At 72.8% G+C, this 22,785-nt stretch carries 18 protein-coding genes; 11 read left to right on the top strand and 7 right to left on the bottom strand.

Annotated features, from left to right (window positions below; translation table 11 throughout):
* The first annotated feature begins 25 nt into the window (after positions 1-25).
* Both ACZ4VL_RS12300 and dnaG read left to right on the top strand, forming a co-directional pair.
* Positions 26-1,300 carry an NAD(P)/FAD-dependent oxidoreductase gene (locus tag ACZ4VL_RS12300; RefSeq protein WP_468198858.1) on the top strand — a complete coding sequence of 425 codons (1,275 nt, stop codon included), beginning with the start codon at positions 26-28 and terminating at the stop codon, positions 1,298-1,300.
* A 33-nt stretch (positions 1,301-1,333) separates the two neighbouring features.
* Complete coding sequence (gene dnaG / locus ACZ4VL_RS12295; protein WP_468198857.1) at positions 1,334-3,247, top strand: DNA primase; 1,914 nt, start codon at positions 1,334-1,336, stop codon at positions 3,245-3,247.
* Positions 3,248-3,329: 82 nt separating this feature from the next.
* Here dnaG and ACZ4VL_RS12290 read toward each other — a convergent pair whose 3' ends face one another.
* Entirely contained in the window at positions 3,330-3,812 is a 483-nt protein-coding gene (locus ACZ4VL_RS12290; protein WP_468198854.1) for a gamma-glutamylcyclotransferase family protein, read from the bottom strand.
* Between the two features lie 258 nt (positions 3,813-4,070).
* Here ACZ4VL_RS12290 and ACZ4VL_RS12285 point away from each other — a divergent pair, with 258 nt between their 5' ends.
* Positions 4,071-4,649: a hypothetical protein gene (locus tag ACZ4VL_RS12285; protein WP_468198852.1), complete on the top strand. Its 579-nt coding sequence runs from the start codon at positions 4,071-4,073 to the stop codon at positions 4,647-4,649.
* Between the two features lie 142 nt (positions 4,650-4,791).
* On the top strand, positions 4,792-5,418 hold the full coding sequence (locus ACZ4VL_RS12280) for a class F sortase (RefSeq protein ID WP_468198850.1): 627 nt from the start codon (positions 4,792-4,794) through the stop codon (positions 5,416-5,418).
* A gap of 23 nt (positions 5,419-5,441) precedes the next feature.
* On the opposite strand, the gene ACZ4VL_RS12275 is transcribed toward ACZ4VL_RS12280, so the two are convergent.
* Entirely contained in the window at positions 5,442-6,209 is a 768-nt protein-coding gene (locus ACZ4VL_RS12275) for a sulfite exporter TauE/SafE family protein (protein WP_468199020.1), read from the bottom strand.
* Between the two features lie 246 nt (positions 6,210-6,455).
* Between ACZ4VL_RS12275 and ACZ4VL_RS12270 the strand changes: the two genes are divergently transcribed.
* The 3 genes from ACZ4VL_RS12270 to nirD are packed head-to-tail and all read left to right on the top strand — an operon-like array spanning position 6,456 to position 10,650.
* The gene (locus tag ACZ4VL_RS12270) at positions 6,456-7,757 is read left to right on the top strand and encodes an NAD(P)/FAD-dependent oxidoreductase (protein ID WP_468198849.1); all 1,302 of its coding nucleotides are present in this window, start codon (positions 6,456-6,458) and stop codon (positions 7,755-7,757) included.
* Positions 7,758-7,759: 2 nt separating this feature from the next.
* Entirely contained in the window at positions 7,760-10,309 is a 2,550-nt protein-coding gene (gene nirB, locus ACZ4VL_RS12265; RefSeq protein WP_468198847.1) for a nitrite reductase large subunit NirB, read from the top strand.
* Positions 10,306-10,650 carry a nitrite reductase small subunit NirD gene (gene nirD / locus ACZ4VL_RS12260; protein WP_468198844.1) on the top strand — a complete coding sequence of 115 codons (345 nt, stop codon included), beginning with the start codon at positions 10,306-10,308 and terminating at the stop codon, positions 10,648-10,650. Before nirB ends, nirD begins: the two co-directional genes overlap by 4 nt.
* Here nirD and ACZ4VL_RS12255 read toward each other — a convergent pair.
* The 5 genes from ACZ4VL_RS12255 to dusB form a co-directional block, all read right to left on the bottom strand.
* Positions 10,647-11,648, bottom strand: coding sequence for an endonuclease/exonuclease/phosphatase family protein (locus ACZ4VL_RS12255; protein WP_468198842.1), 1,002 nt, complete (start codon positions 11,646-11,648; stop codon positions 10,647-10,649). The genes nirD and ACZ4VL_RS12255 overlap by 4 nt on opposite strands.
* A 278-nt stretch (positions 11,649-11,926) precedes the next feature.
* On the bottom strand, positions 11,927-12,388 hold the full coding sequence (locus ACZ4VL_RS12250; RefSeq protein WP_468198840.1) for a group III truncated hemoglobin: 462 nt from the start codon (positions 12,386-12,388) through the stop codon (positions 11,927-11,929).
* Positions 12,389-12,736: 348 nt separating this feature from the next.
* Positions 12,737-13,789: an ArsR/SmtB family transcription factor gene (locus ACZ4VL_RS12245; protein ID WP_404237932.1), complete on the bottom strand. Its 1,053-nt coding sequence runs from the start codon at positions 13,787-13,789 to the stop codon at positions 12,737-12,739.
* 390 nt (positions 13,790-14,179) lie between these two features.
* Positions 14,180-16,888, bottom strand: a complete 2,709-nt coding sequence (ppdK, locus tag ACZ4VL_RS12240; protein WP_468198838.1) for a pyruvate, phosphate dikinase — start codon at positions 16,886-16,888, stop codon at positions 14,180-14,182.
* Positions 16,889-17,264: 376 nt separating this feature from the next.
* On the bottom strand, positions 17,265-18,407 hold the full coding sequence (dusB, locus tag ACZ4VL_RS12235; RefSeq protein ID WP_468198836.1) for a tRNA dihydrouridine synthase DusB: 1,143 nt from the start codon (positions 18,405-18,407) through the stop codon (positions 17,265-17,267).
* Between the two features lie 64 nt (positions 18,408-18,471).
* Here dusB and ACZ4VL_RS12230 point away from each other — a divergent pair, with 64 nt between their 5' ends.
* The 4 genes from ACZ4VL_RS12230 (at position 18,472) to ACZ4VL_RS12215 (ending at position 22,611) form a co-directional block, all read left to right on the top strand.
* Entirely contained in the window at positions 18,472-19,917 is a 1,446-nt protein-coding gene (locus tag ACZ4VL_RS12230; RefSeq protein ID WP_468198834.1) for an MFS transporter, read from the top strand.
* 178 nt (positions 19,918-20,095) lie between these two features.
* The gene (locus tag ACZ4VL_RS12225; protein WP_468198832.1) at positions 20,096-21,136 is read left to right on the top strand and encodes an aldo/keto reductase; all 1,041 of its coding nucleotides are present in this window, start codon (positions 20,096-20,098) and stop codon (positions 21,134-21,136) included.
* A 21-nt stretch (positions 21,137-21,157) separates the two neighbouring features.
* Complete coding sequence (locus ACZ4VL_RS12220; RefSeq protein WP_468198830.1) at positions 21,158-21,751, top strand: TetR/AcrR family transcriptional regulator; 594 nt, start codon at positions 21,158-21,160, stop codon at positions 21,749-21,751.
* A gap of 134 nt (positions 21,752-21,885) precedes the next feature.
* Positions 21,886-22,611, top strand: a complete 726-nt coding sequence (locus ACZ4VL_RS12215; protein WP_468198829.1) for a VC0807 family protein — start codon at positions 21,886-21,888, stop codon at positions 22,609-22,611.
* Positions 22,612-22,785 lie beyond the last annotated feature (174 nt).

Below are 22,785 nucleotides of genomic sequence, written 5' to 3'. Positions count from 1 at the left end.
CGGTGAGGTTATGAGGAGGCATCAGGTGGTCGACGCACACCGGACGTACGTCATCGTGGGCGCGGGTCTGGCCGGGGCCAAGGCGGCGGAGACGCTGCGCTCCGAGGGGTTCACGGGGCGGGTGATCCTGATCGGCGACGAGCGCGACCACCCGTACGAACGGCCCCCGCTGTCCAAGGGCTACCTCCAGGGCAAGGAGGAGCGCGACAGCGTCTTCGTCCACGAGGCGTCCTGGTACGCCCGCGCCGACGTCGAGCTGCACCTCGGCCAGCCCGCGGTGCACCTCGACCGGGAGGCGAAGAAGGTCGTCCTCGGCGACGGCACCGCCCTGCAGTACGACAAGCTGCTGCTCGCCACCGGGGCCGAACCGCGCCGCCTGGACATCCCGGGCACCGGCCTGGCCGGGGTGCACCACCTGCGCCGGCTGGCGCACGCCGAGCGGCTGCGGGCGGTCCTGGCCGGCCTCGGCCGGGACAACGGGCACCTGCTGATCGCGGGCGCCGGCTGGATCGGCCTGGAGGTGGCCGCCGCTGCCCGCGGGTACGGGGCCGAGGTCACCGTGGTCGAGCCGCTGGCCACCCCGCTGTACGGAGTGCTCGGGCCGGAGATCGGCCGCCTCTTCGCCGACCTGCACGCCGAGCACGGCGTCCGCTTCCATTTCGAGACCCGCCTCACCGAGATCGTCGGGCACGACGGCATGGTGCTCGCCGCCCGCACGGACGGCGGTGAGGAGCTCCCGGCGCACGCCGTGCTCGCCGCGATCGGCGCCGCCCCGCGCACGGCGTTGGCGGAGACCTCCGGCCTGGCGCTCGTCGACCGGGAACACGGCGGCGGCATCGCGGTGGACGCCTCGCTGCGCACGTCGGACCCGGACATCTACGCGGTCGGGGACGTGGCCGCCGCCCACCACCCGCTGCTGGGGACCCGGCTCCGCGTCGAGCACTGGGCGAACGCCCTCAACGGCGGCCCGGCCGCCGCGCGGTCCATGCTCGGGCAGGAGATCAGCTACGACCGGGTGCCGTACTTCTTCTCGGACCAGTACGACGTCGGCCTGGAGTACTCGGGGTACGCCCCGGCGGGCGGCTACGACCAGGTCCTCATCCGCGGCGACGCGGCCAAGCGGGAGTTCATCGCGTTCTGGCTGTCGGACGGGCGGGTGCTGGCCGGCATGAACGTGAACGTGTGGGACGTCACGGACGACATCCAGGCCCTGATCAGGTCGAAGGCGCCGGTCAACCGCGAGGACCTTGCGGATCCTTCGGTTCCGCTCAGCTCGCTGGTGGCGGGCCGGGGCGCCTGAGGGTTTTCCCGCGTCCGGCCGTAGACTTCACGGGTGGCAGGACGGATCAACGACGACGACGTGAAGGCGGTACGGGACGCGGTCCCGATCGACGCCGTGGTCTCCGACTACCTGCAGCTGCGCAACGCCGGCGGCGGCAACCTCAAGGGACTGTGTCCCTTCCACGACGAGAAGTCCCCGTCCTTCCAGGTCAGCCCCAGCAAGGGCCTCTACCACTGCTTCGGCTGCCAGGCGGGCGGGGACACCCTCGACTTCATCATGAAGATCGACCACCTGTCGTTCTCGGAGGCGGTCGAACGGCTGGCCGCCCAGGCGGGCATCACCCTGCGCTACGAGGAGGGCGGCTACACCGCGGGCACCAGCGGCCGCGGCGAGCGGATCCGGCTGGTCGAGGCGCACAAGGCGGCCGCCCAGTTCTACATCGACCAGCTGAACGGTGCCGAGGCGGAGATCGCCCGCAGGTTCCTGGCCGAGCGGGGTTTCGACCAGGGCGCGGCCACGTACTTCAGCGTCGGCTACAGCCCGGCCGGCTGGGACCACCTGACCCGCTTCCTGCGCGGCAAGGGCTTCACCGACCGCGAGCTGATCACCTCCGGCCTGTCCCAGGACAGCCGCAGCGGCAAGCCCATCGACCGCTTCCGCGGCCGGCTCATGTGGCCGATCCGCGACATCAGCGGCGAGGTGGTCGGCTTCGGCGCGCGCAAGCTGCGCGAGGACGACAACGGCCCCAAGTACCTGAACACGCCCGAGACGCCGATCTACAAGAAGTCCCAGGTGCTGTACGGCATCGACCTGGCGAAGAAGGAGATCGCGCGGACCTCGCGGGCGGTGGTCGTCGAGGGCTACACCGACGTGATGGCCTGCCACCTGGCGGGGGTCACCACCGCGATCGCGACCTGTGGCACCGCCTTCGGCGGCGAGCACGTCAAGATCCTGCGCCGGTTGCTGATGGACAACGCGACCGCCGAGGTGATCTTCACCTTCGACGGTGACGCGGCCGGTCAGAAGGCCGCGCTGCGCGCCTTCGAGGACGACCAGAAGTTCGCCGCCGAGACCTCGATCGCCATCACCCCGGGCGGCATGGACCCCTGCGACCTGCGCCTGGCCCAGGGCGACGGGGCCGTGTCCGCGCTGGTGGAGTCCCGCACCCCGCTGTTCGAGTTCGCGCTGCGGCACATCGTGGCCCGGCACAACCTGGAGAACCCGGCGGGCCGAGCGGCCGCCCTCGACGAGGCCGCCCCGGTCGTCGCCGGCATCAAGAACATCGCGATCCAGCACGAGTCGGCGGTCCAGCTGGCGGGCATGCTCGGCATCCGCGACGAGCAGTTCGTGGTCAAGCGGGTCGCGCAGCTGGCCCGCTGGGCGCGCGAGCGCGGCGGGCGTCCGGGCGCCGGGGACCGGCCTCCGGCCGCCGCCGCGGGCCGCCCGTACGAGGCCGTGCAGGCGCCGGCCGCCCCCGCGGGCGGTCCCGCGCTCAACCTGCGCAACCCGGTCCACGTGACGGAGCGCGAGCTGCTGAAGCTGGCCCTGCAGCGGCCCGAGCTGGTCTCGCCGGCCTTCGACGCGTACGGGGTGGACGAGTTCACCGCCCCGCCGTACGGGGCGGTCCGCCAGGCGATCCTGGACGCGGGCGGCGTCTCGCTCGGCGGCGACGACTACCTGGCCCGGGTCCGCGCCGCGGCGCCGAACGACACCGTCCGCGCGCTGGTCACCGAACTGGCGGTGGAGGCCATCCGCTCCCGGACGGTCGACGAGGCCTACGCCGGGGTCCAGCTGGTCCAGGTCCGACTGCGCGCGGTCGACCGCCGGGTCCACGAGATCACCGGCACCATGGCCCGGCTGGGCGTACAGGCGCCGCCGGAGCAGCTGGCGGCGGTCCAGGAAGAGCTGTGGGTCCTCCAGCAGTACGGCCAGCGGCTGCGCAACCGCGGCGCCGAGGGGCTGTAACCACCTCGGGAGCGGTCGCTGCGGCCCGACCCGTACGGTCCGGCGCGGGTGAGGTCGGCCCGGCGCGGTCGGCCCGGCGCGGTCAGCCCGGCGGCAGGGGCCGACCCGGCGACCGGCGGCCGAGCCAGTCCCCGCCGGGTATCTCCGTGCCCGACGCGCGCAGCCTGCGGGCCAGCGGCGGGGCCGCCAGGTAGACCCAGGCGGGGGTGCGCGTACCGTCCGGGCGGACCGCGTCGCAGCGGACCCGGTCGTACACGTTCACCGGCAGGCCGGGACCGTGGAACTCCTCCAGCCGGTCCAGTTCGGCCAGCAGCGTCGCGTACGCACCCGGTGCCGCGGTGATCAGCTCGCCCACGACCTCCGCCCCCTCCTGCCGGACGGCGTACGGGTAGCCGGGGCCGTCGTACAGCAGCACGCCGGGCAGCCGGGCGGGGTCCTCGGCCGCGGTGCGGCCGCTCAGGAACAGGCCGTGGTTGACCTCGCCGGGCCGCAGGGTGCCGTACACGAAGAAGGGCAGCTCGGCGCCCACCGGGCCGCCGCCACCTCCGCCGATCGCTGATGTCACGGGCCCTCCGTCTCGTCTCCCCGGACCTCGTCCCGGACTCCCCCGGGCCCCTCCACGGTACGCACCGCCGTCACCCGGACGGGCCCGGTCCCCCGGTCGGCCGAATCGGGGGCCATGAGCTGCGGGAACGTCGACCGCGTCGACTCAGCTGACGCGGCATCAGCAGGCGGTGGCCCGCGCGGAGGGGGTACCACGGGAGCACGACCTCGTGTCTCCACGACCCCGGGTCGCCAGGAGCCCGTGTCCCCAGGAGCCGCCATGCGCCGTCGCACCGCCCACGTGCTCACCGTCACCGCGCTCACCGCCGCCGCGTTCGCCGGCCCGGTCGCCGGTGCGGTCGCGGGTGGCACCACGAGCGGGGCCGCGCGCGGGACCGCCGCCGCGGGCCCCGGCAGGGCCGGCTCCGCCCCGGGCGACTTCGCCGTACTGGAGGTCTGGCCCACGTCGGCCGCCCCGGGGGGCACGATCACCGCCAACACCACGGCGTGCGGGCCGGGCGGGCGCGCCGACGGCGACGCCACCATGGTCGGCGGCGGCCGCTTCAGGCTGGTGCCCGGCACCCACGAGGAGGTGGTCGTCGGGCAGTTCCAGGTCGCCCGCGACACCCGACCGGGCACGTACAGCATCGGCGCGACCTGCACCGACGGGAAGTACGCCACCGGAGACCTGGTCGTCACCGCACGCGGCCCGCAGGGCCACGTGGCAACCGGGGTGGGTGGTGGGACGACCACCACCGCGAAACCCGTCCGGATCACGGCGGGAGCGGCCCTGCTGGCCGCGGCCGCCGTCGGCGGTACCTGGCTCCTGCGTCGCCGGGCGAGCGGCACGCGGAGCTGACGGGCGCCCACCGCGGCTGCGGCCGCGGTCCGACCGGTACCGCCCCCCGTCGCCCGCCCCGCGAGGTCCCCCCGTTCGCGGGGCCGGGCGACGGCTCACACGCAGGGCCGCCGTACACGGCCGTACACCAAGGGGGCATTGCATGGGCGCCAGCCAGGCCGGCCGCGGCGGGCTCGTCGCGCTCACCGCCTGCATCGGCATCTGGCTCGTCGGCACCGGCTCCGGCGAGCCGGTCGGGCCCCCGCTGCCCTCCCCCGCCGAGGCCCTGAGCGGCGGCGGGCAGGCGCACTACCCGGGCAGCATCGATCCGCTGGCCGGATCCCCGCCGACCCGGATCCGGATCCCGTCCATCCGGGTGGACGCCCCGCTGACCGGGCTCGGCCTGGCCCGCGACGGGAGTCTCGAAGTGCCGCCGCCGGCCCGGCGCGACCTGGCGGGCTGGTACCGGGACGGCACCACCCCGGGCGCCGTGGGCACGGCGGTCGTCGTCGGCCACGTGGACCACGCCTCCGGGCCGGCGGTGTTCTACCGGCTGGGCGCGCTGCACCGCGGGGCGACCGTCGAGGTGCCGCGCGCGGACGGGCGGACGGCCGTGTTCACCGTCCACGCGGTCGAGGTGTACGACGCGCAGCACTTCCCGGACGCGCGCGTGTACGGGCCCTCACCGCGCGCCGAGCTCCGGGTGATCACCTGCGGCGGGGGCTTCTCGCCCCGGACCGGATACCGGGGGAACGTGGTGGTCTTCGCCCACCTGACGGGCACGTACTGACGGTCCGGACGCGGACGGTGCCCTCAGCCCCACTGCTCGATGCCGAGCTTGACCACGAGGGCCCCGACCACGGTCAGCAGCACCCCGCGGACGAAACCGCTCCCCTTCTTCAGCGCCATCCGCGCCCCGATCATGCCGCCGGCCAGGTTGAAGACCGCCATCAGGGCGGCCAGCTGCCACAGCACCATCCCCTGGTAGGCGAACATCGCGAGCGCGCCCGCGTTCGTGCACACATTGACGATCTTGGCAGTCGCCGAGGCGGTGACCAGGTCGAGGTGGAGCAGTGCGGTCAGGGCGAGGACCAGGAAGGTACCCGTCCCGGGGCCGATGAGCCCGTCGTAGAAACCGATGCCGAGCCCGGCGAGCCCGATGGCGAGCAGTACCCGCTGCCGACTGACCGCGGCGGCCGCGGGGACGGCGCCGAACGCGGGCCGGAAGGCGACGAAGGCGCCGACGACCAGGAGCACCAGCATGATCATCGGGCGCAGGGCGTCCTTGCTGATCCCGCCGGCCAGCGCGGCGCCGCCCATGGATCCGGCAAGGGCCGCCAAACCGATCCGGACCGCGAGCCCCACGTCCACCGGCGCCTTGCGCGCGTACGCCACGGCCGCACCCGTGGTCCCGACGACGGCGACGGCCTTGTTGGTGCCGAGCACCGTTGCGGGGTGGGCGTTCGGCAGGCCGAGCAGCAGGGCCGGCAGGAGCAGCAGTCCGCCGCCGCCCACCACCGCGTCGATCCAGCCGGCTGCGGCGGCGGCCGCGCACAGGACGATGAGCATGGTCGTTGACATGTCAGGCACACGATGACCCTAAGGACTGGTTCGGTGCAACGGCCATCGATCCCCGAAAACTTGCGCAAAGGTTGAGCTTCGCCCGTGTCGCAACCCCGGCCCCGCCCCGCCCCGGCCCCGGCCCCGGCGGCCCGGACCGGGGCCCGCGGGGCCTCACCGCCCGTCGGCCCGCGCGCTGAGGTGGGCGTTCCGTTCGGGTAACAAGCGCGATGCCGAGGGGAAACAGCCTCCCCCCACGCTCGTGTCATGACCTCGGAGCAACAGCGTGTGGTGGTGATCGGCGGCGGCCTCGCGGGCCTCAGGCTCGCGCAGCGGCTGGGCGCGAGCCCGGCCGTGCGGGTCACCGTCCTCGGCGAGGAGACGCACGTCCCGTACAACCGGGTGCTGCTCGCCGAGGTCCTCGCCGGGCGGTACGCGCCGGAGGTCGCCGCCCTTCCGGATCCCGGCCCGGCGCTGCGGCGGGGGGTGCGGGCGGTCCGGATCGACCGGGCCTCCCGGACGGTGCACTGCGACGACGGCACCACGGAGCAGTACGACGCCCTGGTCCTGGCCACGGGCTCGAACGCCGTGCTGCCGCCGCTGCGCGGACTCTTCGAGCCCGGCGGCACCGCCGGAGGCGGGGCGGCCTCCCGGGAGGGCCGGGAACTCCCGGACGGGGTCCACGCGTTCCGGACCATGGACGACTGCCTGGCGCTGTCGGCGGCCGCGACGGCCGGGCCGGGCGTGCGCGCGGTGGTCATCGGCGGTGGCCTGCTCGGCGTGTCCGCGGCCCGCGCGCTGGCCGAGCGGGGCGCCCAGGTCGTCCTGGCCCAGCAGGGCGAGCGCCTGATGGAACGCCAGCTCGACGCGGAGGCCTCGGCCCTGCTGCACACCCATCTGACCGCCCTCGGCATCGAGATCCACACCGAGTGCCGGGTCCGCGGACTGAGCACCTCCCCCCACCCCGGCCCCGCAGACGGCGCCGGCTCAGGCCGCCGGGTCACCGCCGTCGAGCTCGCCGACGGCTACCGCCTGGACGCCGACCTCGTCGTCCTGGCCTGCGGCGTCCGCCCCCGTACCGGCCTGGCCCGGGCCGCCGGGCTCACCGTCCGCACCGGCATCGTCGTCGACGACCGGCTCCGGACCGACGACCCGCGCATCCACGCCGTCGGCGACTGCGCCGAGCACGCCGGCCGTGTGTACGGCCTGGCCGGCGCCGCACTGGAGCAGGCCGACTCCCTCGCCGCCCTGCTGACCTCCACCGCCCCGCCCGCGCCCGGCTACACCGGAACCCGCGCCCTGACCCGCCTGACCCTCGCGGCCGGCGGCACCGGCCCGCTCGACCTCGCCGCCTTCGGCGAGACCACCCCGCTCCCCGGGGACGACGTGGTCCGACTCTCGGACGCCACCCGCCGGACCTACCGGAAGGTCGTCGTCCGCGGCGACCGGCTCGTCGGCGGCGTCCTCCTCGGCGAGCTCTCCAGCGTCGGCGCCCTCGCCCGCAGCTGGGAGGACGAGGAAGTCCTGACCGATCTGTTCCACCTGCTCACCGACGACGGAGGCTCCTGATCATGGCCGCATCCACGCCCACCCCCGCCATCGTGCTCATCGGCCACGGCATGGTCGGCCAGCGCTACCTGGAGGCGCTCGCCGAGCGCGGGGCCACCGCCACGCACCGGATCACCGTGCTGTGCGAGGAGCCCCGGCCCGCCTACGACCGGGTCCACCTCACCTCGTACTTCTCCGGCAGCAGCCCCGAGGACCTCTCCCTCACCCCTGCCGGCTTCATGGAGCAGCACGGCATCGACCTCCACCTCGGCGACCCGGCCGAGAGCATCGACCGCGGGGCCCGTACCGTCACCTCCCGCTCGGGGCGGGTGTTCCCGTACGACGTGCTCGTCCTGGCGACCGGCAGCTACCCCTTCGTGCCGCCCGTGCCCGGCAAGGACGCCCCCGGCTGCTTCGTCTACCGCACCGTCGAGGACCTCCTCGCCATCGAGGAGTACGCCGCGACCCGCACGTCCGGAGCGGTCGTCGGCGGCGGCCTGCTCGGCCTGGAGGCCGCCGGCGCCCTCAAGGGGCTCGGGCTGACCACCCGGATCGTGGAGTTCGCGCCGCGCCTGATGCCCGTGCAGGTCGACGAGGGCGGCGGCGCGGCCCTGCTGCGCACGATCGAGAACATGGGCCTGACCGTGCACACCGGTGTCGGCACCCAGGAGGTCCTCACCGGCGAGGACGGCCGGGTCAGCGCAATGCTGCTCTCCGACGGCTCCACCGTCGACACGGAACTCGTCGTCTTCTCCGCCGGTGTCCGCCCCCGCGACCAGCTCGCCCGCGACGCGGGTCTGACGGTCGGCGAGCGCGGCGGCATCGCCGTCGACTCGCGCTGCCGCACCTCCGACCCGCGCGTCTACGCCGTCGGCGAGTGCGCCCTGGCCGCCGACGGCCGGGTGTACGGCCTGGTCGCCCCCGGCTACGAGATGGCCGAGACCGCCGCCGAGGACCTGCTGGGCCGGGAGAAGGAGTTCACCGGCGCTGACCTGTCCACCAAGCTCAAGCTGCTCGGTGTGGACGTGGCCTCGTTCGGCGATGCGCACGGCACCGCCGCGGACAGTCTCGACGTCGTCTACTCCGACTCCCGCTCGGGCGTCTACAAGAAGCTGGTCGTCTCCCCCGACGGGGTGCTGCTCGGCGGGGTCCTGGTCGGCGACGCCGACGCGTACGGGCTGCTGCGCCCGCTCACCGGCAGCGTCCCGCCCGTCAGCCCGGACCAGCTGGTGCTGCCCGCGGGGCTGTCCCCCGCCGCGCAGCTCGGCCCGTCCGCGCTCCCCGACACGGCGGTCATCTGCTCCTGCCACAACGTCACCAAGAAGGCGATCACCGCCTGCGCCACCCTCCCCGAGGTCAAGAAGTGCACCAAGGCGGGCACCGGCTGCGGCGGCTGCGTCAAGGTGATCGAGCAGCTGCTGCCCGCCTCCGCCGACAAGGGCCTGTGCGGCTGTTTCCCGTTCACCCGCGCCGAGCTGTACGAGATCGTCCGCACCCGGCGGCTGACCTCGTACCAGCAGCTCCTGGACGGCCACGGCCGGGAGGAGGCCCGCGGCGGCGACGGCTGCGAGGTCTGCAAGCCGGCCGTCGGCTCGATCATCGCCTCGCTCGCCCCCACCCTCGGCGCGAGCGGGTACGTCCTCGACGGCGAGCAGGCCTCCCTCCAGGACACCAACGACCACTTCCTCGCGAACCTCCAGCGCAACGGCTCGTACTCGGTCGTCCCGCGCATCCCCGGCGGCGAGATCACCCCGGACAAGCTCATCGTGATCGGCGAGGTCGCCCGGGACTTCGGCCTCTACACGAAGATCACCGGCGGGCAGCGCATCGACCTCTTCGGGGCGAGCGTGGACCAGCTCCCGCGGATCTGGGCCCGGCTCGTCGACGCCGGCTTCGAGTCCGGGCACGCGTACGGCAAGGCGCTGCGGACCGTGAAGTCCTGCGTGGGCCAGACCTGGTGCCGCTACGGGGTCCAGGACAGCGTGCGGATGGCCATCGACCTGGAGCTGCGCTACCGGGGCCTGCGCGCCCCGCACAAGCTCAAGTCGGCGGTCTCCGGCTGCACCCGCGAGTGCGCGGAGGCGCAGAGCAAGGACTTCGGCGTGATCGCGACCGCGAACGGCTGGAACCTCTACGTCGGCGGGAACGGCGGGGCCGTCCCGCGCCACGCCGACCTCCTGGCCCAGGACCTGTCCGACGCCGAACTGGTCCGCCTCATCGACCGGTTCCTGATGTTCTACATCCGCACCGCGGACCGGCTGGAGCGGACCTCCACCTGGCTGGACCGGCTGGAGGGCGGCCTGGACCACCTGCGGGACGTCGTGGTGCACGACTCCCTCGGGCTGTGCGGGGAGCTGGAGTCGCTGATGGCGGACCACGTCGCGAACTACCGCGACGAATGGGCCGAGACCTTGGAGGACCCGGAACGGCTGCGCCGGTTCGTCTCCTTCGTCAACGCGCCCGGGGCCCCGGACCCGACCGTCCGGTTCGTGCCCGAACGTGACCAGGTCAAGCCCGACCTGGCGATCCTGACCGGCCGGCAGCCGCTGGAAGCCGTGGGAGGCACCCGATGACCGTGGAACTGCAGGTGGACGAAGGCTGGCTGACGGTGTGCGAGCTGTCCGACATGATCCCGGGGCGGGGGGTGGCGGTGCTGCTGCCCGACGGCAGCCAGGCCGCGGTGTTCCTCGGCCGCTCGGGCTGGACGTACGCCATCGACAACCGGGACCCCTTCACGGGCGCGGCGGTGCTGTCCCGGGGGCTGGTCGGGTGCGTGGAGGGGCAGCCCTTCGTGGCCTCGCCTCTGCTCAAGCAGCGTTTCGACCTGGAGTCGGGTCGCTGCCTGGACGACGAGGAGGTGTCGGTGCGGACCTATCCGGTGCGGACCGCCGTGACCTCGGCCGCGGTGGCCTAGGCGCACGGACCCGCGGCGGCCCGGGCGGCGGCGGCGCCGCGCAGCATCCGGTGGTCGGAGACCAGGGGGTCGAGGGGCAGGGAGTCGCCCCGGGGGGTCGTGAAGTGGCAGGTGGAGAAGAAGATGTAGTCGATCTTCTTCTCGTACCAGGTGGGCTCGCCGGAGCGGCACAGCGGGTCCGACCCCGCCGTCGACCCCGCCGTGCAGACGGCGGGGTCGAAGAAGTCGGTGTCGGTCTCGTCGGCCTCCAGGAAGACGCCCTGCCCGCCGTCGCCGACGGACGGGTCGTAGAAGTGCGTCAGGGTGCTGCTGCGCGGCGAGTGGTTGAAGTCGCCGCCGAGCACCACGGGTACGCCCTCGGCCTCCCAGGCCTCGGCCCGGGAGGCCAGCTCCTGCGCTTCGGGGGCGGCGAGCGTGCCGTCGTCCCAGTACAGGTGGACGGAGCAGGCCCAACTGGCGCGGCCCCGGAGCAGGCTGCGCACGCAGGGCACGGTGATGGGCTCGCTCTCCCCGCCGACGGTGAGGTCGAGTTCGACGCTGTCCGTGACCGACCCCTTCACCAGGACCGCGTTGCCGTAGTCGGCGCCGCCGCAGACGGACGCCCGGCCCGCGAGGGTGGCGGCGTAGGAGCCCTCGAAGCCGAGCGGGGCGAGCCGGCGGAGGATCTCGTCGTACTGGGGGCGGCAGACCTCCTGGAGGAAGACCTGGTCGGCGTTCCAGGTGGCGACCGCGGCCTGGGCGACGACGCTGTCGATCCGCCGCTGGTCGTCGTACGGGGCGGCGCCGCACATGTTGCCGCAGATGTTGTAGCTGACGAAGCGGAGGGCGGGCGCCGAGTCGGGGGTGACCGTGTCGGCCCGGGCGGGTGACGCCGGGACCGCGGCCCCGGCGAGCGCGAGGGCCAGGACCAGGGCCAGGACGGGGGCGAGGGCGGGAACCGGGGCAGGGATGATCCGGCCGGCCGCGGGCACGCGGGGGCACAGGGGACCACGGCGCATGGGGGCACTCCACGGCGGCGGGGGCGGGCGGGCTTCGGTGCCGCGTGACTACCCCGCCGCCGGTGCGGTCCCGCCGGGTGGGCCCCGGCGTACGGGAGCACGCCGGAGGGCCCGGGGGGCATTGCGAACCCCGGGCCCTCTCGGCGTGCTCCGGTCGTCCCGGCGGGCGGTACTGCCGGTCCCGGGCCGGGCGCCGGTGCCGGGCGCCGGTGCCGAGCCAGCGCCGCTGCCGAGCCGGGCGCCGGTGCCGACCCACCCGTCGCCGCCGGGCCGCCCGGTCAGGCGGCCGAGCGGAGCCGCAGCGCGGCGAGCGGGACGAAGCCCGTGCCGCCCTCACGGTGCAGCGGGGCGTCCGACCCGGCCAGCCGCCGGTGCAGGGCCAGCGCGATCCGTTCGCCCATCGCCTTGGCCCGCTCGGCGACGGGGCCCCGGTGCCGCCCGTCCACGGCCGCGTGCCAGAGCTGCACCCAGCGGCCGAAGTCCTCGGCGGTCATGGCCCGCGCGGCGTGCAGCGCGGCGTGCGGGGCGAAGGGGTCGCGGTCGTACGAGGCGCTGCGGAACAGGGCCCGCTCCCAGAAGTCGGCGATCCGGGGCAGGTGGACGTCGAGGTCCGTGCCGGCGATCTGCGTGAAGAACGGGCCGATCCGCCCGTCGGCGAAGGCGGCCGTGTAGAAGCGGCGCAGCACGACCTCGAGGTCGGCGCGGCCGCGGATGTCGTGGTCGGCGGCGGAGGGGTCCATGGCCCCAGCATCCTCCCCGATGCGGGGGCCGGCCAGGGGCTCAAGGTCCCGATGCGTCCGGAATACGGTCCCGTCGTGCACGGTACCTCGGGCCCGGGATTCGTCACGCACAGCGCACGGACGACGCTGCCGCGGTGCTGGACACGGCCTTCCGGACCGCACACCCGTGTGGCTTGAAATCGCCGTTGGAATACGGATCTCGCGCCGGATTCCGAACGCCGAGGACCGGATATCGGTGCACACTGCACCCGGAACGGGCCTCGCGCGAACCTCCGGGCGGCTCCGGAGCGGAACGCCGCGCCCCCGTACCCGGGCTCCCTCGGCCCGGGTACGGGGCTGCGCGGGACGCTACGAGGCCACCGCGCCGCCCTTGAGCAGCGCGGCCCCGAGGGGCGTCACCGTGTGCAGGACGGCGTTCCCCCGGCGCAGGGTGGTCACCAACCCGGCTTCGCGCATCACGCAGGCGTGCTGGCTCGCGGAGGCCAGCGAGACCCCGGCCCGGCGGGCGAGCTCGCTGGTGGTGGCGCCGTCGCCGATGGCCCGCAGCACCACCGACCGGGTGTGCCCGACGAGCTTGCCCAGGGTGCGCTGGCGCTGCTCCTCCAGGGGGCGAATCGATTCGCTTCCGGTGGGCGCCGAGGCCAGCTGCGCCGCCGCCGGGTAGACCAGCACCGGCGGCAGCTCCGGGTCGTGCAGGGTGACGGCGGTGCGCCGGCAGAAGAACGACGGCTGGAGCAGCAGCCCGCGCCCGCGCAGCCACACGTCGCGGTCCACGGGGTAGTCGCATTCCAGGACGGGGGCGCGCCAGCGCAGCATGGGCGGCAGCGAGGCCAGCAGCTCGTCCGCGCCGCCGTCCAGCAGCGCACGGCCGCGCGCGGCCCGCTCGGCTTCGATCTGGGCCTGGATGTGGTTCCAGTACGGGGCCACCGCCGCCCGGTGGTATCCGCGCAGCTCCGCCAGCAGCCTCGGCAGGTGCTCCGTGCCGCCGTCCATGAATTCCCGCAGCCGCCGCGGCACGCCCGTGTCGACGCCGCCGCCCGTGCCCGCAGGCATGCCGAAGGCGGCACCCACCCGCGCGCCCGTCCCGAGCAGGGCCAGCTCGCGCCGGATCCGCTCCGGGTGCAGCCCGCGCAGCGCGTCGAGGCCCACGTCCCACCCGTACTGCCCCTCCGCAGGGGTCAGGAAATCAGGGAAATAGCCGCGACTCGGTATGAGCGCGCCGAGCAAGCGTGTTTCACCATTCAACCTGCTGCGGGTTTCCGTACGCCATTCACCGAAGAGCCGGGCATCACGCCGGTCTCTTAAGCGGTGAAAACTCAGAATCGTTTCCCACAACGCATCGGGACGCCCTGCCATCCGCACGCGTGCCAGGTCCACTCCAGTGAAATGGATACGCAGCACCGAACCCCCACCTGTGCAACCGCAATCCCCCCGCCCCATGAGTATGCACGCCGTCACACGACGTCACCACGCCCTTTCGGCCACAGTTGAAACCCCTTTCGGCGGGGGCGTGACAACCGAAATGCTGTACTCCGCCAGACACACTCCAGTGCGACCGAAACGCTCCGTGAAGGCCGTGGGGGGCTTTGCGGGGCCTGGCGGTCGGTCGCACCGGGATGCGCCGACGTGCCTGGCGGATTGACAGCAGGCGGTGGACGGGTGGGGATCCGTCCACCGCCTGCTGGCGTAAAGATTTGTTGAACAACAAAAAATCGCCCGCCTGCCCTCGGGGGTCAGGGAACCCGGGGGCAGGCGGACTCTCAGGCGGCCTCAGCGGGCCTCAGGCGAGCTTCAGCGGCTGTCGCTGCCCGTCGACTCGGCGGCGGCACGACCGGCCTCCAGACGCGCCACCGGAATCCGGAACGGCGAGCAGGAGACGTAGTCGAGACCGACCTCGTGGAAGAAGTGGACGGACTCGGGGTCACCGCCGTGCTCGCCGCAGACGCCGAGCTTGAGGTCGGGGCGGGTGTCCCGGCCGGCCTGGGCGGCGCTGCGGACGAGGGCGCCAACGCCGTCCTTGTCGATGGTCTCGAAGGGCGAGACCCCGAAGATGCCCTTCTCCAGGTACGCGGTGAAGAAGCTGGCCTCGACGTCGTCGCGGGAGAAGCCCCACACCGTCTGGGTCAGGTCGTTCGTGCCGAAGGAGAAGAACTGCGCGGCCTCGGCGATCTGGGCGGCGGTCAGGGCGGCGCGCGGCAGCTCGATCATCGTGCCGATGGTCAGCTTGAGGTTGGTGCCGGTGGCGGCCTCGACCTCGGCGATGATCGCGTCGGCCTCCTCGCGGACGATCTCCAGCTCCTGGACGGTGCCCACGAGCGGGATCATGATCTCGGCGCGCGGGTCGCCCTTGGCATCCTTGCGCACGGCCGCGGCCTCGGCGATCGCCCGGACCTGCATGGCGAACAGGCCGGGGATGACCAGGCCGAGACGGACACCGCGCAGACCCAGCATCGGGTTCTGCTCGTGCAGCTTGTGCACGGCCTGGAGCAGGCGCAGGTCGTTCTCGTTGGGGTCCTTGCGGGCCTCGGCGAGGGCGACGCGCACCGACAGCTCGGTGATGTCGGGCAGGAACTCGTGCAGCGGCGGGTCGAGCAGGCGGACGGTGACGGGCAGGCCGTCCATCGCCTCGAACAGCTCGATGAAGTCGTTCTTCTGCAGCGGCAGGAGCTCGGTGAGGGCGGCCTCGCGCTCGTCCTCGGTGTCCGCGAGGATCAGGCGCTCGACCATCTCGCGGCGCTCGCCGAGGAACATGTGCTCGGTGCGGCACAGGCCGATGCCCTGGGCGCCGAAGCGGCGGGCGCGCAGCGCGTCCTCGGCGTTGTCGGCGTTGGCGCGCACCCGCAGCCGGCGGACGCGGTCCGCGTAGGCCATGATCCGGTGGACGGCCTGGACGAGCTCGTCGGCGTCGTCGGCGCCGGCGTGCATGCGGCCCTCGAAGTACTCGACGACCGGGGACGGTACGACGGGTACCTCGCCGAGGTACACCTTGCCGGTGGAACCGTCGATGGAGACGACGTCACCCTCTTCGATGACCGTGTCGCCGACCGTCATCCGGCGGCGCTTGGTGTCGACGTCGAGCTCCTCGGCACCGCAGACACAGGTCTTGCCCATGCCGCGGGCGACGACGGCGGCGTGCGAGGTCTTGCCGCCGCGGGAGGTCAGGATGCCCTCGGAGGCGATCATGCCGTCGAGGTCGTCGGGGTTGGTCTCGCGGCGGATGAGGATGACCTTCTCGCCGGAGCGGGACCACTTGACGGCCGTGTACGAGTCGAAGACGGCCTTGCCGACCGCCGCACCCGGGGAGGCGGCGATGCCGCGGCCGAGCAGCTCGGTCTTGGCGTCCTCGTCGAAGCGCGGGAACATCAGCTGCGCGAGCTGGTGGCCGGTGACGCGCTGGAGGGCCTCGGCCTCGTCGATCAGGCCCTGGTCGACGAGCTGGGTGGCGATGCGGAACGCGGCGCCGGCGGTGCGCTTGCCGACGCGGGTCTGGAGCATCCACAGCTGGCCGCGCTCGATCGTGAACTCGATGTCGCAGAGGTCCTTGTAGTGGGTCTCCAGCGTCTCCATGATCTGCATCAGCTGGTCGTACGACTTCTTGTCGAGCTGCTCCAGGTCCGCGAGCGGCACGGTGTTGCGGATGCCCGCGACGACGTCCTCGCCCTGGGCGTTCTGCAGGTAGTCGCCGTAGACGCCCTGGTGGCCGCTGGCGGGGTCGCGGGTGAAGGCGACGCCGGTGCCGGAGTCCGGGCCGAGGTTGCCGAAGACCATCGAGCAGACGTTGACCGCGGTGCCCAGGTCGCCGGGGATGCGCTCCTGGCGGCGGTAGAGCTTGGCGCGGTCGGTGTTCCAGGAGTTGAAGACCGCCTCGACGGCGAGGTCGAGCTGCTCGCGGGCGTCCTGCGGGAACTCGCGGCCGGCCTCCTTCGCGACGATCTTCTTGAAGACCTTGACCAGCTTCTTGAGGTCGGCGGCGTCGAGGTCGGTGTCGACGGTGACCTTCTTGGCCTCCTTGGCCGCATCGAGCGCGTCCTCGAAGAGCTCGCCCTCGACGCCGAGGACGGTCTTGCCGAACATCTGGATCAGGCGGCGGTACGAGTCCCACGCGAAGCGCTCGTTGTCGGCCTGGGCGGCGAGGCCGACGACCGAGGCGTCGGAGAGGCCGATGTTGAGGACGGTGTCCATCATGCCGGGCATCGAGAACTTGGCGCCGGAGCGGACGGAGACCAGGAGCGGGTCGTCCGACTGGCCGAGCTTCTTGCCCATCTTCGCTTCGAGGGCGGCGAGGTGGGCGCTGACCTCGTCGCGGAGGGCGGCCGGGGCCTCACCGCTGTCGAGGTACACCTTGCAGGCCTCGGTGGTGATGGTGAAGCCGGGAGGGACCGGCAGACCCAGGTTGGTCATCTCGGCGAGGTTGGCTCCCTTGCCGCCGAGAAGGTCCTTGAGGTCGCGGTTCCCCTCGGTGAAGTCGTAGACGAACTTCTGGTTCTTGTTTTCCGACACGGGTCTCGACTCCTCGAGGACTCGGTGGCTGCCCTGACGGCGAGGAACATACCCAGATCGAAGGCTTATGGGTACGTCCACTTGGCCGACATGCGGCCGTAACCACACGTGCGCCCCCGGATCGAAAGTAACTCGCAGGTAGCCGAAAGCTGCGAACCGCGTTCACATCCCGAAGGGTGAGACCCCTACCGAGGCTTGCCTGCGCTCGGATGAGCGATCATCGATACATTTGCGTTCAAGAGTTGAACAAACAAAGGGTGGCACCCAGTGCCACCCTTTGGAAGTCTTAGCCGCGATTTTTGCGCTCATGTGAGCGCAACCCCACCCATGCGTGGCGTATGTCACGCCGCCGGCGGCATAGTTTGTCAGCTGATTCTCAGCCTCCGGACGTGTCCAGTTCGGCGTCCTCGCCGACTCCTGCACAGTCGTACGGATCCTTCAGCCAGCCGTCCGGCAGGACAACCCGGTTGTTTCCGGACGTGCGGCCGCGCGGGCCGTCGGCACTCTCGGGCCAGGGCTGGTCCAGGTCGAGCTCGCTCAGATGAGCGTCGAGCTCGGCCAGGGAGGAGGTGACCGCCAGCTTCTTGCGCATCTCGGAACCCACCGAGAAGCCCTTCAGGTACCAGGCCACGTGCTTACGGAAGTCGATCACCCCGCGCGCCTCGTCGCCGATCCACTCCCCCAGCAGTTCCGCGTGCCGGTGCATGGTCGCCGCGACCTCGCGCAGCGCGGGCCGGTGGAAGTCCTCCGGGCGCCCCTCGAAGGCCGCCACCAGGTCGTTGAACAGCCACGGGCGCCCCAGGCAGCCGCGCCCGACCACGACGCCGTCGCAGCCCGTCTCGCGGACCATGCGCAGCGCGTCCTCGGCGCACCAGATGTCGCCGTTGCCGAGCACGGGGATCTCCGGGACGTGCTCCTTGAGCCGGGCGATGGCCTCCCAGTCCGCGGTGCCGCCGTAGTGCTGGGCGGTGGTGCGGCCGTGCAGGGCGATGGCGGTGACGCCCTCCTCGACCGCGATCCGGCCGGCGTCCAGGTAGGTGAGGTGGTCGTCGTCGATGCCCTTGCGCATCTTCATGGTCACCGGCAGGTCGCCGGCGCCCGCGACGGCCTCGCGGAGAATGGCGCGCAGCAGGTTCCGCTTGTAGGGCAGGGCGGAGCCGCCCCCCTTGCGGGTCACCTTCGGGACCGGGCAGCCGAAGTTGAGGTCGATGTGGTCGGCGCGGTCCTCCTCGACGATCATGCGGACCGCCTTGCCGACCGTCACGGGGTCGACCCCGTACAGCTGGATCGAGCGGGGCTTCTCGGTCTCGTCGAAGTGGATCAGCTGCATGGTCTTCTCGTTGCGCTCGACCAGCGCCCGGGTCGTGATCATCTCGCTCACGAACAGCCCCTTGCCGCCGCTGAACTCGCGGCAGAGGGTGCGGAACGGGGCGTTGGTGATGCCGGCCATGGGCGCGAGCACCACCGGGGGCTGCACGGTGTGCGGGCCGATCGCGAGGGGGGCGGGGAGCGTGGTCATCCCCCCATTGTGGCCCAGCGGCCTCCCCCTACACATCTCTTTAGTTAGGCGTACTATCAGAAGCATGCAGGAGCCGAGCCGCCGCCGGAGGATGCTGGTGCTGGCGATCTGCTGCACGAGCCTGCTCATGGTCAGCCTCGACAGCACCGTCCTGAACGTCGCACTGCCGTCGATGCGCCGCGAGCTGGGTGCATCGGTCTCCGGCATGCAGTGGACGATCGACGCCTACACCGTGGTCCTGGCGTCGCTGCTGATCCTGGCGGGCTCCACCGCGGACCGGATCGGGCGCCGCAGGGTGTTCGCCGCCGGCCTGGTCCTCTTCACGGCCGGCTCACTGCTGTGCTCGCTCGCGCCGGGGCTGCACTGGCTCGTCCCGTTCCGGATGGTCCAGGCGGCGGGCGGCTCGATGCTGAACCCCGTCGCCATGTCGATCATCACCAACACCTTCACCGAGCCGCGCGAACGGGCCCGCGCGATCGGCGCCTGGGGCGCGGTGGCCGGCCTGTCCATGGCGGCCGGGCCCGTGATCGGCGGGCTGCTCGTGGAATCGGCGGGCTGGCGGTCGATCTTCTGGGTCAACCTCCCCGTCGGGCTGCTGGGCCTCGCCCTGACCCTGCGCTACGTCCCGGAGTCGCGGGCCGAGCGGTCGCGCCGCCCCGACCCGGTCGGCCAGCTGCTGGTCATCGGCCTGCTCGGCTCGGTCACGTACGGGATCATCGAGGCCCCCGCCCTCGGCTGGCGGTCCCCGGTGATCCTCGGCTGCGCCCTCCTCGCCGTGGCCTCGCTGGCGGGGCTGCTGCTGTACGAGCCGCGCCGGCCCGACCCGCTGATCGACCCGCGGTTCTTCCGCAGCGCCCCCTTCAGCGGGGCCACCGTGATAGCGGTCAGCGCGTTCGCCGCGCTGTCCGGGTTCCTGTTCCTGAACACCCTCTTCCTCCAGGACGTACGGGGGCTGGACGCGCTGCACGCGGGGCTGTTCATGCTGCCCATGGCCGCGCTCGCCTTCGTGTGCTCGCTCCTGTCCGGGCTGCTCGTCGCCTCCCGCGGGCCGCGGCTCCCGCTGGTGCTGGCCGGGGCCGCGACGGCCGCCAGCGGGCTGCTGTTCGCGGCGTTCTCGGCGGCCGCCTCGTACCCGCTGATGTTCACCGGGTACGCCCTTTTCGGGATCGGCGTCGGCCTGGTCAACGCGCCCGTCACGAACACGGCCGTCTCCGGCATGCCGCGGGCACAGGCGGGCGTCGCGGCCGCGATCGCCTCCACGAGCCGGCAGACCGGAGCCACCCTGGGCGTCGCCGTCATCGGCGCCGTCCTGGCGGCCGGTGTCGCGGGCGGCGCCGACGGCACGGGCCTGTCGGACCCCGCGCTCTTCGCCGCGGCCGCCGCTCCGGCCTGGTGGATCATCACCGCCTGCGGTCTGGCCGTCCTGGCCGTGGGGCTCGTGACCAGCGGCCGCTGGGCCAGGGAGACGGCCCTGCGGACGGCCCGCAGGCTGGAGCGGGCCGCGGCCTAGCCGCCGCGCCCCTCGACCGACCTCCCCTAGACCCGGCTCCCAGCCAGCACTTCGGCGTCCTCGCGCGACCCTTCCCGCCCGCGTCTCGCCTCCCTGCCGCCCCTCTTCGCACCCACCCACCACACCCTGACGGGTGACAGATATTGAAATCTGTCACCCGTCATGCCATTCTCGTTCCATGGACAGGAACCAGAACACCAGCCCGACCCCCGCCCACCCCCGCCGCACCCTCGGCGCCACCGGCCCCGCCGTCTTCCCGCTCGGCCTCGGCTGCATGGGCATGTCCGCGCTCTACGGCGAGGCCGACCGCGGTGAATCGATCGCCACCATCCACGCGGCGCTGGACGCCGGCGTGACACTGCTCGACACCGGCGACTTCTACGGCATGGGCCACAACGAGCTACTCATCAACGAGGCCCTGCGCACCGCGCCTTCCACCGCCCGCGAGCAGGCGCTGACCAGCGTGAAGTTCGGCGCGCTGCGTACGGTCGAGGGCGGGTTCACCGGCTACGACGGCCGCCCGGCGGCCGTGAAGAACTTCCTCGCCTACTCGCTGCAGCGGCTGGGCCGGGACCACATCGACATCTACCGGATCGCCCGCGTGGACCCTGACGTGCCGATCGAGGAGACGATCGGCGCCATCGCCGAAGCCGTCGAGGCGGGACACGTGCGGCACATCGGCCTGTCCGAGGTCGGGGCGGAGACCCTGCGCCGGGCCGCGGCCGTGGCGCCCGTCTCCGACCTCCAGATCGAGTACTCGCTGGTCTCCCGCGGCATCGAGGAGGAGATCCTGCCGACCGCCCGCGAGCTCGGCATCGGCGTCACCGCGTACGGGGTCCTCTCCCGCGGCCTGATCAGCGGCCACTTCTCGCGCGACCGGGATTTGGCGCCCGGCGACTTCCGCGGCATGAGCCCCCGCTTCCAGGGCGAGAACCTCCAGCGCAACCTCGACCTGGTCGAGGCACTGCGCAAGGTCGCCGAGGGCAAGGGCATCAGCGTGGCCCAGGCCGCCATCGCCTGGGTGCTCTCGCGCGGCGAGGACATCGTCCCGCTGGTCGGCGCCCGCCGCCGGGACCGCCTCGCCGAGGCACTCGGTGCCATGGACGTGGAGCTGACCCAGGCCGACCTCACAGCCATTGAAGACGCGGTCCCGGCCGGAGCCGCCGCCGGTGCGCGCTACCCGGAGGCCCAGATGGCCCACCTCGACAGCGAGCACTGAGGCGGCTGTACGGTCGTACCCATGTCACCCGCTGCCGCCGAGCCCCTGACCCCCGAGCGCATCCTCGAAACCACCGAGGAGGTGCTGCGCCGCTTCGGCCCCACCAAGGCCACGGTGGTGGACGTGGCACGCGCCCTGGGCGTCAGCCACGGCAGCGTCTACCGGCACTTCCCGTCGAAGGCGGCGCTGCGCGAGGCCGTCACCGACCGCTGGCTCTCGAAGAGCGTCGACCGCCTGGAGGGGATCACCTCCGCCTCCGGCGAGAGCGCCCCCACCAAGCTGGAGGCGTGGCTGGAGGCGCTGTTCGACGCCAAGCGCCACAAGGCGGGCGACGACCCCGAGCTGTTCGCGACGTACACGGTGCTGCTGGCCGAGAACAGCGGGGTGGTCGACCACCATCTGACCCAGCTGATCGGCCAGCTTGGCCGGATCATCGCCGAGGGGGTCGATGCGGGCACCCTCGCCGCCGCGGACGTCCCGGCCGCCGCCCGTGCGGTGTTCGACGCCACCGGGCGGTTCCACGACCCGCAGTACGCGGCCGAATGGAACTCGCCCACGATCGTCGAGGAGTTCGAGGCGGTCACCGCCCTCGTGGTCCGGGGCCTGCGCGCCTGACGCGGTCCGACCATGGCCGGAATTAATCATTCCGCACGGTTTGATGATCCTTTGGGGCGCGTCATGCTTGTTCGTGACTCGTCAAAACTTACGGTTCCCCTACCGCACTTGTCAGGCACGTTCCAGGGGGAACCTTGTCCACTCACACACCTCAGGCAGCACAGCCGGCGCCTCCGGCGCGCTCCGGCGGCGCGGCCGCGATCGGCTGGATCCTGACGATCGGCCTCAACGTGGTCGCGCCGATCATCACCTACAACTACCTGCACGACCACGGCTGGAGCGAGGTCAGCGCACTGCTCATCAGCGGCGCCTGGCCCGTGGTCGACAACATCGTGGTCCTCGCCTGGCGCCGCAAGCTCGACGAATTCGCCATGGTGACGCTGACGTTCCTCGTCATCACGGCCGTGGTGTCCCTGGTCGGCGCCAACTCGACCCGCACCCTGCTCATCAAGGACTCCTGCATCACCGGGCTGTTCGGGCTGCTCTGCCTGGCCACCCTGCTCGCGCCGCGTCCGCTGATGTTCTACTTCGGCCGCAAGTTCGCGACCGACGGCACGCCGGAGAGCACCGCCTGGTGGAACGGCCTGTGGCAGCTGGAGGGCTTCCGGCGGACGCAGAGGGTGATGACCACGGTCTGGGGTGTGGCCTACCTCCTGGAGGCGGGCGTGCGCATCGCGCTGGCCTACGTGCTGGACACCGACACGATGGTGGCGATCAGCCCCGTCATGGCCTACGCGGTGCTCGGCGCGCTGGTGCTGTGGACCGTGTACTACGGCAAGAAGGCCAAGGCCGAGGGCGAGCGCCGCGCCGCCGCCAGGGCCGCTGCCGAGGCGGAGGCCGCCCGGACCGCCACGGCCTGACCTCCGGGAACACGACGGTGGGGGGGGGGGGGGGGGGGGGGGGGGGGGGGGGGGAGGGGTTGGAGGGGGGGGGAGGGGGGGGGGAGAGGGGGGGGGGGAGGGGGGGAAGAGGGCATAACAATGGAACAAAAAGAGGGGAGGAGAAGAGGGGTCTGGGCCATTAGGACTGGTTTC

The sequence above is a fragment of the Streptomyces sp. NPDC029014 genome (assembly GCF_055564695.1).
This window is presented reverse-complemented; position numbering and strand designations above follow the sequence as displayed.